The organism is Stappia sp. P2PMeth1 (assembly GCF_900185735.1).
GTDB lineage: Bacteria > Pseudomonadota > Alphaproteobacteria > Rhizobiales > Stappiaceae > Stappia.
This window is the reverse complement of sequence record NZ_FYAW01000017.1, coordinates 195,691-208,590: the sequence shown is the minus strand read 5'-3', so window position 1 is coordinate 208,590 and position 12,900 is coordinate 195,691. Positions and strand designations below refer to the sequence as shown.

The 12,900-nt window shown below is 68.1% G+C and carries 15 protein-coding genes; 10 read left to right on the top strand and 5 right to left on the bottom strand.

Going from position 1 to position 12,900, the window contains the following annotated elements; translation table 11 throughout:
• The first annotated feature begins 40 nt into the window (after positions 1–40).
• The 4 genes from P2PM1_RS09915 to P2PM1_RS09900 all read left to right on the top strand — a co-directional run bounded on the left by P2PM1_RS09915 (position 41) and on the right by P2PM1_RS09900 (position 2,745).
• Positions 41–184, top strand: a complete 144-nt coding sequence (locus tag P2PM1_RS09915) for a hypothetical protein (RefSeq protein WP_186389630.1) — start codon at positions 41–43, stop codon at positions 182–184.
• Between the two features lie 129 nt (positions 185–313).
• Entirely contained in the window at positions 314–1,198 is an 885-nt protein-coding gene (locus tag P2PM1_RS09910; RefSeq protein WP_186389631.1) for an NAD(P)-dependent oxidoreductase, read from the top strand.
• Between the two features lie 204 nt (positions 1,199–1,402).
• Positions 1,403–2,254, top strand: coding sequence for an AraC family transcriptional regulator (locus tag P2PM1_RS09905; protein ID WP_186398952.1), 852 nt, complete (start codon positions 1,403–1,405; stop codon positions 2,252–2,254).
• Positions 2,255–2,325: 71 nt separating this feature from the next.
• Positions 2,326–2,745, top strand: coding sequence for a VOC family protein (locus tag P2PM1_RS09900; RefSeq protein ID WP_186389633.1), 420 nt, complete (start codon positions 2,326–2,328; stop codon positions 2,743–2,745).
• A gap of 48 nt (positions 2,746–2,793) precedes the next feature.
• On the opposite strand, the gene P2PM1_RS09895 is transcribed toward P2PM1_RS09900, so the two are convergent.
• From P2PM1_RS09895 to P2PM1_RS09885, 3 genes are all read right to left on the bottom strand, one after another.
• Positions 2,794–3,294, bottom strand: coding sequence for a DUF302 domain-containing protein (locus tag P2PM1_RS09895; protein ID WP_186398951.1), 501 nt, complete (start codon positions 3,292–3,294; stop codon positions 2,794–2,796).
• Between the two features lie 24 nt (positions 3,295–3,318).
• Positions 3,319–3,813, bottom strand: a complete 495-nt coding sequence (locus P2PM1_RS09890) for an Lrp/AsnC family transcriptional regulator (RefSeq protein ID WP_186390083.1) — start codon at positions 3,811–3,813, stop codon at positions 3,319–3,321.
• 223 nt (positions 3,814–4,036) lie between these two features.
• Positions 4,037–4,675, bottom strand: coding sequence for a uracil-DNA glycosylase family protein (locus tag P2PM1_RS09885; protein WP_186398950.1), 639 nt, complete (start codon positions 4,673–4,675; stop codon positions 4,037–4,039).
• A gap of 159 nt (positions 4,676–4,834) precedes the next feature.
• Here P2PM1_RS09885 and P2PM1_RS09880 point away from each other — a divergent pair, with 159 nt between their 5' ends.
• Positions 4,835–6,403 (top strand): HAMP domain-containing sensor histidine kinase, encoded by a 1,569-nt coding sequence (locus P2PM1_RS09880; protein ID WP_186398949.1) that lies wholly within the window; start codon positions 4,835–4,837, stop codon positions 6,401–6,403.
• 39 nt (positions 6,404–6,442) lie between these two features.
• On the opposite strand, the gene P2PM1_RS09875 is transcribed toward P2PM1_RS09880, so the two are convergent.
• Positions 6,443–7,495, bottom strand: a complete 1,053-nt coding sequence (locus tag P2PM1_RS09875; RefSeq protein ID WP_186398948.1) for a hypothetical protein — start codon at positions 7,493–7,495, stop codon at positions 6,443–6,445.
• A gap of 149 nt (positions 7,496–7,644) precedes the next feature.
• Here P2PM1_RS09875 and P2PM1_RS09870 point away from each other — a divergent pair, with 149 nt between their 5' ends.
• Entirely contained in the window at positions 7,645–8,694 is a 1,050-nt protein-coding gene (locus P2PM1_RS09870; RefSeq protein ID WP_186398947.1) for a helix-turn-helix domain-containing protein, read from the top strand.
• A 13-nt stretch (positions 8,695–8,707) separates the two neighbouring features.
• Here P2PM1_RS09870 and cobT read toward each other — a convergent pair whose 3' ends face one another.
• The gene (cobT, locus tag P2PM1_RS09865) at positions 8,708–9,736 is read right to left on the bottom strand and encodes a nicotinate-nucleotide--dimethylbenzimidazole phosphoribosyltransferase (RefSeq protein WP_186398946.1); all 1,029 of its coding nucleotides are present in this window, start codon (positions 9,734–9,736) and stop codon (positions 8,708–8,710) included.
• A gap of 107 nt (positions 9,737–9,843) precedes the next feature.
• On the opposite strand from cobT, the gene cobS reads away from it, so the two are divergent.
• From cobS to P2PM1_RS09845, 4 genes are all read left to right on the top strand, one after another.
• Complete coding sequence (cobS, locus tag P2PM1_RS09860; protein ID WP_244301459.1) at positions 9,844–10,671, top strand: adenosylcobinamide-GDP ribazoletransferase; 828 nt, start codon at positions 9,844–9,846, stop codon at positions 10,669–10,671.
• A 127-nt stretch (positions 10,672–10,798) separates the two neighbouring features.
• Entirely contained in the window at positions 10,799–11,950 is a 1,152-nt protein-coding gene (locus tag P2PM1_RS09855) for an alpha/beta hydrolase (protein ID WP_186398945.1), read from the top strand.
• Between the two features lie 51 nt (positions 11,951–12,001).
• A complete protein-coding gene (locus P2PM1_RS09850; RefSeq protein ID WP_186389640.1) occupies positions 12,002–12,184 on the top strand; it encodes a DUF1289 domain-containing protein in 183 nt (60 codons plus the stop codon).
• Entirely contained in the window at positions 12,184–12,900 is a 717-nt protein-coding gene (locus tag P2PM1_RS09845; protein ID WP_186398944.1) for a TIGR02281 family clan AA aspartic protease, read from the top strand. The genes P2PM1_RS09850 and P2PM1_RS09845 overlap by 1 nt, the downstream gene beginning before the upstream one ends.

Below are 12,900 nucleotides of genomic sequence, written 5' to 3'. Positions count from 1 at the left end.
AATTCTTTCGGCAACTGATGCCATTGATGGAGAGCGGAACATGATTGACCTGCTTGCACGAACCTACCTGATCGCCCTGCGCGCCGAGGACCGGATCTCGCCTCCCGTTGACGCGCCGCGCCGGATCCGCCGACCCGCGCCCCGCCGCGCCCTGGCGCCGATCCTGTCGCCCGACGGCGAGTGACGGGCGGCCGCAGCGCCTGCGCCCCTCCCCCTGACTCTGGCCTCGCGATGCGCTAAACAGGGTCCGACAGCATTTGCACACCGCCTCGTCCGGGGCGGTTCAGCCAGCAAATTCAAGCGGAGGGGCGCAATGGCGAAGGTTGCATTCATCGGTCTCGGTGTCATGGGCTATCCGATGGCCGGATATCTCAGGTCGCGCGGCGGCCATGAGGTCACCGTCTACAACCGCACCGCGGCCAAGGCCGAGAAATGGGCGGCGCAGCATGGCGGCACCCACGCCGCGACCCCTGCTGCGGCAGCGGAGGGGTGCGATTTCATCTTCTCCTGCGTCGGCAACGACGACGACCTGCGTTCGATCACGACCGGCCCTGACGGCGCTTTCCACGGCATGAAGAAGGGCGCGATCTTCGTCGACAACACCACCGCCTCGGCGGAGGTCGCCCGCGAACTCTACGAGGCGGCCAAGGCAAAGGGCTGCAGCTTCCTCGACGCGCCGGTGTCCGGCGGCCAGGCGGGCGCGGAAAACGGCGCGCTGACCGTGATGGTCGGCGGCGATGCCGACACCTACGAGACCGCCCGTCCCGTCATCGAGTGTTTCGCCAAGATGGTCGGGCACATGGGCCCGGCCGGAGCCGGTCAGCTCACCAAGATGGTCAACCAGATCTGCATCGCCGGCCTGGTGCAGGGTCTGTCGGAGGCAATCCACTTCGCCAAGACGGCGGATCTCGACGTCGCCAAGGTGATCGAGGTCATCTCCAAGGGCGCGGCCCAGTCCTGGCAGATGGAAAACCGCTGGCAGACCATGCGTGACGGCACGTTCGAGTTCGGCTTCGCCGTCGACTGGATGCGCAAGGACCTCGGCATCTGCCTGAAGACGGCCAACGAAACGGGCGCCCGCCTGCCGGTCACCGCACTGGTCGATCAGTTCTATGCGGAAGTCCAGGCGATGGGTGGCAACCGCTGGGACACGTCCAGCCTGATCGCCCGCCTCGAAAACGCCGGCAAGGGCAAGTAGCCTTTACGCCCTCTCCGCTCCGTTGGCCGCCAGGCTGCCGGAGCGGGCGGGGTGCACACGTCCCCGCTCTCGTCACCTTGTCACTCTGACGGGAAGGCGGCGCGTAGCGAGAACGGGAGCGCCTGCGGCATGAGCGAGCGAAACAAGAGGCGTGAGTTCGCGGGCCCGGCACAGACGGATGGTCCCGATCCGCATACCCCTGGCATGACAGCCCCCGTCGATTGCGGCGTCGTCTTCATGCGCCGGCAAGCGCCGCTGCATCTGCGCGCCTTCTACACGGACATTGCCGCCTATGAGGAGACGGCCGGTCGCGCCGTTCGGCAGATCGAAACCGCCTCGCTCGCCGTGCCGCTGATTATCAGCTTCCGCGACCCGTTCCGCATCGGCCTCGGCCGAGCACCTCGCCTAGATGACGAGCGACCGAGCTTTATCGCCGGTCTTGATACGGCTCGCGTCTTCATCGCCTCCAACGGTCGGTCCGCATGCCTTCAGATCAACCTGACGCCGGTCGGGGCGCAGCGCCTGCTGGGCGTTCCGGCTGCCGAGTTTGCGGGGCGCATGGTGCCCCTGTCCGACCTTGCCCATCGCGAGGTCGGCGAACTCCTCCGCAGACTGGAGGATCTTGACGACTGGTGCGCCCGGCTCGACTGCGCACAGGCCTTCCTTGCCGCCCGCCTTGGGGGAGCCGCCGGAGAGGCGACGGTTCCGCTGGTGGAGGCCGCCTACGGCCTGCTCGCCGCGGGTGCGGTACACCGCGTCGCCGACCTCGCCGCCAGGATCGGCTGGAGCCGCAAGCATCTGTCGCAGCGCTTCTCCCGTGAAATCGGCCTTTCGCCGAAGACCGTTGCCCGCATCGCCCGCTTCAATCGCGTCCAGGCGCTCGCGCGTGCGACGCAACGGCCCGACTGGGCCGATATCGCCTTCTCCGGCGGCTATGCCGATCAGGCCCACATGATCCGCGAGTTCGAGGACTTCGCGGGGCTTACTCCGCGCGCCTGGTGGCGGAGCCTCGACGAGTTCGGCGCCGCAACCTGGGAGGACCTGCCGGTCAGGTGACATTTGTTCAATCGCCGGCGGGGCAGAGCCGCTATCGCTGTCCCGCTCCGCAACGAGGACAAAGGTGATCCATGACAACGCGCCCTGCCCCCTGCATCTTCCCTGCCCTTCGCTTCGGCAACGCCCGCCAGATGGTCGAGTGGCTGCAGGCGGCTTTCGGCTTTACCGTCCACGCCTGTCACGAGGCACCGGACGGCACGATCGCCCATGCCGAGCTCGCGCTCGGCAGTTCCATCCTGATGCTGGGGCAGGCCCGCGACGACGATTTCGCGCAGATCGTCGGCCAGCCGGACGGACCGGCCGGAAAGACCCTCTACATCGCGGTCGAGGACATCGATGCGGCCTTCGCCCGCGCCGAGAAAGCCGGAGCCACGATCGTCGAACCCATCGTCACCCGCGATTACGGCAGCCGCGAGTTCATCTGCCGCGACCCCGAGGACAATGTCTGGTGCTTCGGCACCTATTGGCCGAAGGTCGGCGAGAGCACCTGAGACAGGGCCAAACGAGGTGAGCCATGCTTGGCGTCCGCGCCAGACGGCTCACTCGCCGCTTGCTTCCTCGACGATGCCGGCGAGCAGCGCGTTCACCTCGGCGATGGCCGCCCGCGATGCCTCGCTGCCCGCTTCAGGAAGCGGGCGATAACCGACGGAGACCGTGCCGGGCGCATCCGGCGTCTCATAGAGGAACACCGAATAGGGGCAGAAGGCGACGTTTTCCGGCGCCGCCTCCATCGCCGCGCGCGACAGGCGGGCGGAGCAGAACAGCATCGCTTCGGCACTCACGAAGACCTCCGTCTGCGATCCCACGTCGGCGCCGGTGCGAGCGAGCATCTCGCCGACATTGGAGACATGGTCGATGACAAGGCCGCGATTGATGATCGCGTTCTCCAGGTCGAAGCGGACATCTTCGTATGCTCGCTCGACCTGACGGATCTGCGGCCCGTCGGCCGCCATCGCCGGGGCAGAGATGGCGCACGCCATCAGGCCGGCAGCCAGCCGCCATCGCCATGCCGGCCCCAGTCCTTGCGATTGCGTTCCCATGCGTCGCCTCCCGTGCTGGCGCGCCTATTGCTCGTCCCGCTCGGCGCGCGGCTTCTCCGTCTGGACATAGCTGAGCGGAAGCTGGCTCGTCGACTTGATCTGCTCCATCGCGAAAGAAGTGGAGACATCGGAAATGTCGATCTTGGCGATCAACCGCTTGTAGAAGGCATCGTAGGCCTCGATGTCGGGCACCGCCACCCGCAACAGGTAATCGACCTGTCCGGCCATCCGGTAGAACTCCACCACTTCGGGAAACTCGGAGATGACGTCGGCGAACTTGCGCAGCCAGTCGTCATTGTGCCGCGAGGTGGTGATCGCCACGAAGGCCGTGACCTTCACATTGATCTTCTTCGGATCGAGGATCGCCACCCGGCGCTGGATGACCCCATCCTCCTCCAGTTTCTGGATGCGACGCCAGCACGGCGTCGTGGAGAGCCCGACGCGGCGACCGATTTCGGCGACCGGGATGGTGCAATCCTCCTGGAGGATCGAAAGGATGCGTCTGTCGATACGGTCGATCATGGCGGTCTGGCTCGTCGACTTGAGGGTTATCTGGATTCATTTTCCAACATATCGCATCAGACGAATTGAAATTTCTTCAAACCGCATGATCCTGAGAAATGTTGGATTTTTCTTCCAATTTTCATTCCCCCGTCGCTTGCCGCGTTTTCTCGTCAGTGTCAACTCCCACCTCGACGACGCGCCGCCTGCCGTCGCCAGGCCGGCCGGTGCGGGAGCCCTTTCAGCCCTCGAGAAACCGTGTCACCTCCGCCCTCAGCACCGGCAGGCACGCCTCTTCGAACCACGGATTGCGCTTCAGCCAGGCATTGTTGCGCCACGACGGATGCGGCAGGGCCAGCGCCGCCACGCCCTCGGCCCGCGTTGCCTCCAGAATCTCCCGCCACGCGGCGACTGTCTCGCGCACCGAGCCGCGACGGTGAGGGCCGAGATGGTAGGCCTGCGCATAGCTGCCGATCACCAGCTTGAGCCGCAGTTGCGGCATCGCGGCAAACACCCGGTCGTGCCAGATCCGCCGGCATTCGCGGCGCGGCGGCAGGTCGCCGCCCTTGTCGTCGACGCCGGGAAAACAAAAGCCCATCGGCACGATGGCGATCTGCCGGGCGTCGTAGAAAATGTCCTCGCCAATGCCCATCCATTCGCGCAGCCGGTCCCCGCTCGGGTCGGTGAACGGGCGACCGCTTGCATGCACACGCGTGCCCGGCGCCTGGCCGCAGATGGCGATGCGTGCGGTCGACGACATCACGCAGACGGGCCTCGGCTCGTGCGGCAGCGGCCGTCCCACCGGCGCGCTGACGCAGGCCCGGCAGGCGGCGATTTCGCGCGCAAGCCCATCGAGCCATGGTCCGCTTCCCGCCGTCATCCGCTCTCCTTGCCCGCCCCGGCAGTTTCGACGCTGTCCATGTAGGGCCGTGACGTTTGGTTAACCACGTCCTTGAGGCGGATATTAAGGGTTGGTCACCACACTGGCCCTGTTTCGATCCAACCGGACAAGCTTCCGGCAACCAGGTCACAGAACCACATGGCCGCGCAGGACACCACCAGCAGCGAGGCGAAAACGGCCCTCAACAGCGAGCGCGCCCGGCGACGGCGCGACGTGGCGAAGACCGTGCGCAACGTCCGCGAGCGGCTGTCCAGCTCCGACGGCGCTGCTCCCAACTTCGAATACGAGCTGTTGCTCACCTTCGCCAAGAACCGGCTCAGCGCCGCCCTGGCGCTGCCGCTGTTCGCGTTGATCGTCGGCAGCATCTCGCTGCTATGGATGCGGATCGACCTGGTCATCGGCTGGCTCGTCTTCACCGTCATCGCCCATGTCCTGCTGCTGATGGCCTGCCGCCGCTTCGAGCGCGAGGCGCCGGCGGAGGCGGACCTGCCACGCTGGCGCCGCCAGATGATCATCGGCGACATGCTCTACGGCCTGTCCTGGGCGGGGTTCTTCCTGCTGCAGTCGACGGCGCCGGGCCATGACGGCTCGGAGATCTTCCAGTTCGCGACGATGCTGATCGTCATCGCCATGCTGACCATGCTGTCGGCGAGCCTGCCGCGCGCCCTGCTCGCCGGCACGCTGCCGATCACCCTGGCGATCGTCGTCTCCTTCCTCAACCAGCAGACGGCGATCCACTACGCGATGATGGCGATGGCCATCGGCGCGCAAGGCTTCTTCCTGATGCTCGGCAACCAGCTCCACGTCTCCACCGCGACGATGCTGGCCTTCCGGGCCGAGAAGGACCACCTCATCTCCGAGCTGGAACAGGCCAACGCCATTTCCGACGAGGCGCGGCGGCGCGCCGAGGAAGCCAATCTCGCCAAGTCGCGGTTCCTCGCCACGATGAGCCACGAGCTGCGCACGCCGCTCAACGCCATTCTCGGCTTTTCCGAGGTCATGAAGAACCAGCTTCTCGGCCCGATGGAGAACGAGACCTATCGCGAGTATGCGTCCGACATCCACAATTCCGGCCAGCACCTTCTGAACCTGATCAACGAAATCCTCGATCTCTCGCGCATCGAGGCGGGCCGCTACGAGCTTAGCGAGGAGGCCGTGCCATTGGCCGAACTCCTCGACGACTGCAAGCACATGATGGCGATCCGCGCGCGCAAGAAGAACATCACCATCACGGAAGCCTATGAGGTCGACCTGCCGAAGCTGTGGATCGACGAGCGGGCCGTGCGCCAGGTCATCCTCAACCTGATGTCGAATGCAGTGAAGTTCACGCCCTCGGGCGGCGAGGTGCATATCAAGGCCGGCTGGACCGCCGGCGGGGGGCAATACATCTCGATCCGCGACAACGGTCCGGGCATTCCCGAGGAAGAGATCCCCGTCGTCATGCAGGCCTTCGGTCAGGGCGCCATCGCCATCAAGAGCGCCGAGGAAGGCACCGGCCTCGGCCTGTCCATCGTCCAGGCGCTGGTGCAGATGCATGGCGGCAAGTTCGAGCTGCGCTCGAAGCTGCGCGAGGGCACGGAGGTGATCGTCACCTTCCCCGCCTCGCGCGTGCTCGAAGCCATGCCGGCGCTGGAAGAGGCGGCCGGCAGCGGCGCCGACCCGCGCCGCAGCGCCGCCCGCCGCATGATGGTGCGCAAGGCTTCCTGAGGCGGCAGCCCGCGCCGCCGCCTCGCGAGCCCATCCGTTCTATTTGGCGGCCGCCCCGGACAGTCCGAGAAAGTCCGCCACGATCCCGACGATCTCCTCATGCACCGTTGCCCGGTCGCTCCCGCGCGGATCGTCGCAGATCGGATCGTCCTCCCACTTTCTCAGCAGTTCCGCCCCGCCGTCCTTGCACAGGCCGAGGAAGCTGAAGTGCCACGCCGGCGCCACCGCCACATGGCGTGCGCCCGCGACCCGCGCGGCAAGGCCGCTGCCCTGCGGACCGACATCCACACCCGGCCAGCGGTCCTCCTCGCCGAGATTGATGAAGAGCAGCGGAACCCGGACGCCGGCAAGGCTGTCCTCTACCGCCGCATGGGTGAAACCGGGATCGACCGAGACAGCGGCGGAAACGCGCAGGTCCCGCATGTCCGCCGAGAACGCTTCGGGCAACGCATCGAGCCGCACGCCGCCCTTCGCCAGGAAGTCGCAACCGGCCGCCTCGTCTCCGGCCTCGCGGCAATAGTCGGCGAAGGCTTCGGCGTCGAAGCGAATGCCGGCGAGACCCAGGACCGTGGTCCCGCCGAGCGAGAAGCCGAGGGCCGAAATGCGCCCCCGGTCGATATGCGGCGCGAATTGCGGGTCGCCGAGCACGGCCTCCAGGGCGGCGCCCAGATCGGCGGCACGCGGCGCCAGTCGCATGGTCCGGCGCGGCGAGGAATCGCCTGATGTCGTGCCGGGGTGGTTCACCGCCAGCACGATGGCACCTTGCGCGGCAAGGCGCGCCGACAGCCAGGCAAGCCCCTCCATCGCCCCGCCGGAGCCATGCGACAGCAACACCAGCGGATACCGCCCTTCGGCCACCGCTGCGCCGACAAAGGCCGGCACCCCGGTAAAGAGAGCATTCTCGCCGATGACGGCCCGGTAGGTGGCGCGGCCGGCCGGATACCAGAGCGATGCGGCGAGCGGCAGGGCGCGGTGGCGGGCCGGAACGTCCATCCGGTCGAAGCCGGGAAGTTCAAGCACCGCCGATTCTGCCGCAACGGGAGGCGCCGGGACCAGAGCGGCAAGCAGGGCGGCGAGGACGAGGTGTTTCATTGCAGGATCTCCAAGGGGTTGGCAACGAGACCCGAATGCCGCGGGCGGCCCGCTCTTGCGTCCTCGAACCGGATCGAGGACGACTGGAACCGGATAGTGCACCACACACGCGCCTGTCCGTCGCCTGTTGCGGTTCCTCAAGGTCCTCCATGCTCGTTCTGCCGATCCCGCTTGCCGTCGCCCTCGTGCTGGCCTTTCTCGCCAGCCGCTTCCTGCTGTTGAAGGACGGTCCCTCGCTGTTTCCGGCGCTGCTGGGAGCGGCCGCGCTTCAGGGAACCCTGATCTCGCTGGTTCAGCACTACGGCATCGGCGCGCTGCAACCGGTGCTGCCGGTCACCGCGTCCCTTGTTCCGCCGCTCGCCTATCTCGCCTTCCGCCAGGCGGCGATCCGCGCGCCGGCCGTGCCGCGCGATCTGCCGCATGTGTTGGCGCCGCTCGCCGCCGCCCTCTCGGTTCCGCTTGGTCACGGCGCGCTGCACTGGCTTCCCGATGCTGCGCTCGTCGCCCTCTATGCCGGCTACGGGGCGGCGATCCTGCTGCAGGCGCGCGGCCGCGAAGACCTGCCGCTGGCGCGGTTCGAGGCTGGCCCGCTTCCCCGCCGGATCTGGCAGGCGGTGGGCGCCTCGCTGCTGCTGTCGGCGGCCAGCGACACGGCGATCGCCGCCGCGCTGCTTTCGGGCGCAGACTGGGTACGGCCCGTTGTCGTCAGCCTGACCTCATCGGTGGCGCTGCTCGCCGTCGGGCTGCTGGCGCTTCTCGCCGCCCGCCCGGAGGCAGCGCCCGGAGACGACGAAGACCCAGGGGAAGACGCGGGGGAAGACGCGCCGCCGGAGCGCCCAATCCACCCGCTGCAGGAGTCCGAGGCCGACCGGGAGTTGATGGCTCGTCTCGACACGCTGCTTGACGACGGCGGCGCCTGTCTCGATCCGGATCTGACGCTCGCCCGCCTCGCCCGCCGCCTGCACGTGCCGATGAAACAGCTCTCGGCGGCGATCAACCGGACGCAAGGCGAGAACGTGTCGCGCCATGTCAACGGCTATCGCATCCGCCACGCCTGTGCCCGGCTCGCGGCCGGCGACAGCGTCACCACCGCGATGCTGGCCAGCGGCTTCAACACCAAGTCCAACTTCAACCGCGAATTCCTGCGCGTCACCGGCGAGACGCCGAGCGCCTATCGGGCGCGCGTCGCGCCCCTTTGAAGCCCGCTCGTGCTCACTCTTCGCTCTTGCCGGAGACGCCGGCATCGGCGAACGTCGCCATGCCGTCATGCACCTGCGCGGCGGCGCGGACGATACCGGCGGCAAGCGCCGCGCCCGTTCCTTCGCCGAGCCGCATGCCGAGATCGAGCAGCGGCGCCTTGCCGAGCTTTTCCAGCGCCATGCGATGCGCCGGTTCGGCGGAGACATGGGCGAACAGGCAATGATCGAGCGCGCGCGGATCCATCGCATGCAGCACGGCGACGGCGGCGGTCGCGACGAAGCCGTCGACGATCACCGGCGTGCGCTGCAGGCGCGCGGCCAGCACGGCGCCGGCCATGGCGGCAAGCTCGCGCCCGCCGAGGCGGCGCAGCACCTCCAGCGGATCGCTGGTCCCGGCGATCCGGGCGACGGCCTGCTCGACAGCGGCGCGCTTGCGCGCCATCCCCTCGGCGTCGACACCGGTGCCCGGCCCCACCCAGTCGCCTGGCGCGCCGCCGAAGAGACCGGCCAGCACCGCCGCCGCGACCGTGGTGTTGGCGATGCCCATCTCGCCGATGCACAGCAGATCCGTGCCGCCGGCGACCGCTTCCATGCCGAAGGCCATGGTCGCGGCGCAGTTCGCCTCGTCGAAGGCATCCTCCTCGGCGATGTCCGGGGTCGGCACGTCGAGCGCCAGGTCGAAGATCTTCAGGCCGAGATCGTGGGCGATGCAGATCTGGTTGATCGCGGCGCCACCGGCTGCGAAATTATCCACCATCTGCCGGGTGACGCTGGCGGGAAACGCCGAAACGCCCCTGTTGGCAACACCGTGATTTGCCGCGAAGATCGCAACCACCGGCCGGCTCACCTTCGGCCGGCCCCGGCCGCTCCAGCCGGCGAGCCATTCGGCGAGTTCTTCCAGCTTGCCGAGCGAACCGGCGGGCTTGGTCAGTTGCGCGTCGCGCGCGCGCACTTCCGCGACAGCTTCCTCATCGGGTCCGGGCATCTGGCGCACCAGGTTGCGGATGTCGTCGAAGGGAAGCGCGGAGGGCGAAAGGGACATGGGCTGGAAACTCCGGCTGGAATCGGGGCTCCGCGCGATCTTGGCGGCGGGCGGGGGCCGATCTATAAACCGGCACGCGCAGGGTCGCAAAGTCGGATGAGGGAAAAATGAAGCCTGAGGCCGATGTGCCGGACGACCGGATCGCCACCGTCCTGATGCAATCGCTCGCCGACCTTGCAGCCTGCCTGCGCTTCTTCTCCCGCGTGCCCGTGCCGACGGTCAACCGGCTGGACGATCCGTCGCAGCTTCCCGCCTTCTCCCGCGCCGCCTGGCTGGTGCCGATCGCCGGCGCCCTGCTCGCCCTGCCGCCCGCCGTGCTGCTGGTGCTTTGCAGTCTGACCGATCTCCCCGCGCTGGCCGCCGCCCTGCTGGCCGCCGCCTTCGCGATGCTGCTTACCGGCGCGCTGCACGAAGACGGCCTCGCCGATGTCGCGGACGGTTTCTTCGGCGCGCAGCAGCGCGAGCGGCGGCTGGAGATCATGAAGGACAGCCGCATCGGCGCCTTCGGCACGCTGGCGCTGATCGTCTCCATCAGCCTGCGCAGCGTTCTTCTCGCCGCACTGATGGAGCGGGTCGGAGCCGGTGCCGCAGCCCTGCTGCTGATCCTTGCCGAGGCCGTCTCGCGCTCAGCGATGGTCGGCGTGTGGACAGCGCTTGCCCCGGCCCGGCGCGACGGGCTCGCCGTTGCCAGCGGCCAACCTTCCCGGCGCGCCGCTGTCGCCGCAGCCCTTGTCGGCCTTGCCGCGCTCCTTGTCGGACTGGCGGTGCGCCCCGCGCCGGCCCTGCTCGCCGCCCTGCTGCTTGCCCTCCTGTCGACCGCCGGCATGGCATTGCTCGCCCGTTCCCGCATCGGCGGCCACACGGGAGATGTGCTCGGCGCGACACAGCAGGTCGCGCTCCTTGCCCTGCTGCTCGGCTTCTGCCTTGCGCGGTAACTGCATCTCGCCGCATTAGCTGCTATGAAAGACCTCCCGGCCTGCGGCAGGTCCGCCCCCCGGTTGCAAGCGTGAGGTCTGCGGCGTGTCGAGTATTGCTTTTACCTGGGACGGAACGACCCCGGCGATGCCCAAGCCTTCTCCTGTCGGCCGCCTCGTCCTCGTCCTGATCACCGCGCTCATGCTCGCCGCCTGTGCCGGTCGTCCCGGACCCGGCAGCCTGGTGGCCACCCACGCCACGGCGCCGGGCGCAAAGACGCACGAGATCCTCGTCGCCACCACCCGTGCCCGTGACACGACCCCCGGCAGCCTGTTCAGCGGCGAGCGCGCGGACGCGCTGGACCACGCGGTTGCCACGGTCTCGGTGCCGCCGGATCACAAGCCGGGATCGATCGAGTGGCCGACCACGCCGCCAGGGGATCCGGCCAAGGACTTCACCCTGCGCTCCGCCGGCTATATCGACGACGCCGGCTTCCGTGCGGAACTGGAACGCCAACTGGCGAAGCGCCCCAAGGGCCAGCGCGAGGTCTTCCTGTTCGTGCATGGCTACAACACCCGCTTCCCCGAAGCGCTTTACCGGACGGTGCAACTGGCGCATGACAGCGGTATGCCGCATGTGCCGGTGCTGTTCACCTGGGCCTCCAGCGGCGATGTCACCGGCTATCTCTACGATACCAACAGCGCCACGATCGCCCGCGACAGCCTCGAGAAGACCCTGAGGCTGCTGGCCTCCTCCAGCGCGGAAAAGATCAACGTGCTGGCCCATTCCATGGGCAACTGGGTGCTGATGGAGACCGGGCGGCAGATCCGCATTTCCGGCAAGCCGCTGCCGGCCCACAAGATCGGGCTGATGGCGATGGCGGCGCCGGATGTCGATGTCGACGTGTTCAAGGCGCAGTTGCGCCGCACCGGCAAGCCCGAGCGCCCCTATATCATCCTCGTCTCGCGCGACGACCGGGCGCTCGCCGCCTCCAGGCTGATCGCCGGCGGGCGGGAGCGGCTCGGCGCCTATGGCGACGAAGAGGAACTGGCGAGGCTCGGCGCAGTGGTCATCGACCTGACCGATGTGAAAGGTGACGACCCGGTCAATCACGGCAAGTTCGCGCAACTCGCCCAGGTGGCGCCAGAGTTGCAGAAAGCCCTCGGCTCGCTCCAGTTGAAGCAGCAATCGGGACCGACCGAAACGCCCATCGATATTGTCGGCAACACCGCCAAGGCGGCCGTGACCTTCCCGCTGAAGATCCTGGCGATGCCGATCACGGTCTTGTCCGAGCGCTGAAATCCCCCACATGGGACGAATGACACGGCAACGACAGGACCAGCGAGAGACATGACCGGCAGCGACAGCCCCTGCATCCGCGTCTGCCGGATCGACCCGGCAAGCGGCCTGTGCACCGGCTGCCTCAGAACCCTCGACGAGATCGCCGGCTGGGCGAGCTTCTCGGAGGCCGAGCGCCGGGCGATCAATGCCGTGCTCGCCGACCGTGCACCGCGCCCTGTGGAGGTCAGTTGATGTTTCGCGGAAAAACCGCCGGCCTCGTCGTCATCGGCCTGCTCGTCGCCGTGATGATCGCCGCCGTGATCGCCTATCTCGCCGGCTTCGAGATGCCGGGCGACAATGGCCGCCATTCGGATGCGGGGCCACGCATCGTGGCGCTGCTCGCCCTGCTCGTCGTCATCGGCGGCTCGATGCTCGCCTCGCCGCGCCAGGTGCCTGCCCTGCTGCGCAGCCTGCTGATCTGGGGCGCGCTCGCCGGCCTGCTGATCACCGGCTATGCCTGGCGCGACGAGCTTGAGGTGGTTGGACGGCGGGTCGTCGGCACGCTGGTTCCCGGCATGGCGATCACCGATCCGCAGTCGGGGGCCATCACCATCATCCGCGACCGGTCGAGCCACTATCGCATTGCCGCCAGGGTCAACGGCGCCCCTGTCGACTTCCTGTTCGACACCGGCGCCTCGGCGGTGACGCTGACCGACGCCGACGCGCGCGCCGCCGGCATCGACACGGGAACGCTCTCCTACACGGTTCCGGTGTCGACGGCGAACGGCCGTACCGAGGTCGCCACCATCCGGCTCGAGCGGCTGGAAATCGCCGATTTCGCCTTGACGGACCTGCGCGCCTTCGTCGCCCGCCCTGGCTCGCTGGAGACGAGCCTGCTCGGCATGTCGGCAATGGACCGGCTGAGGAGCTGGCGCGTCGAGGGCGACCGGCTGATCCTGGAGCCGTAA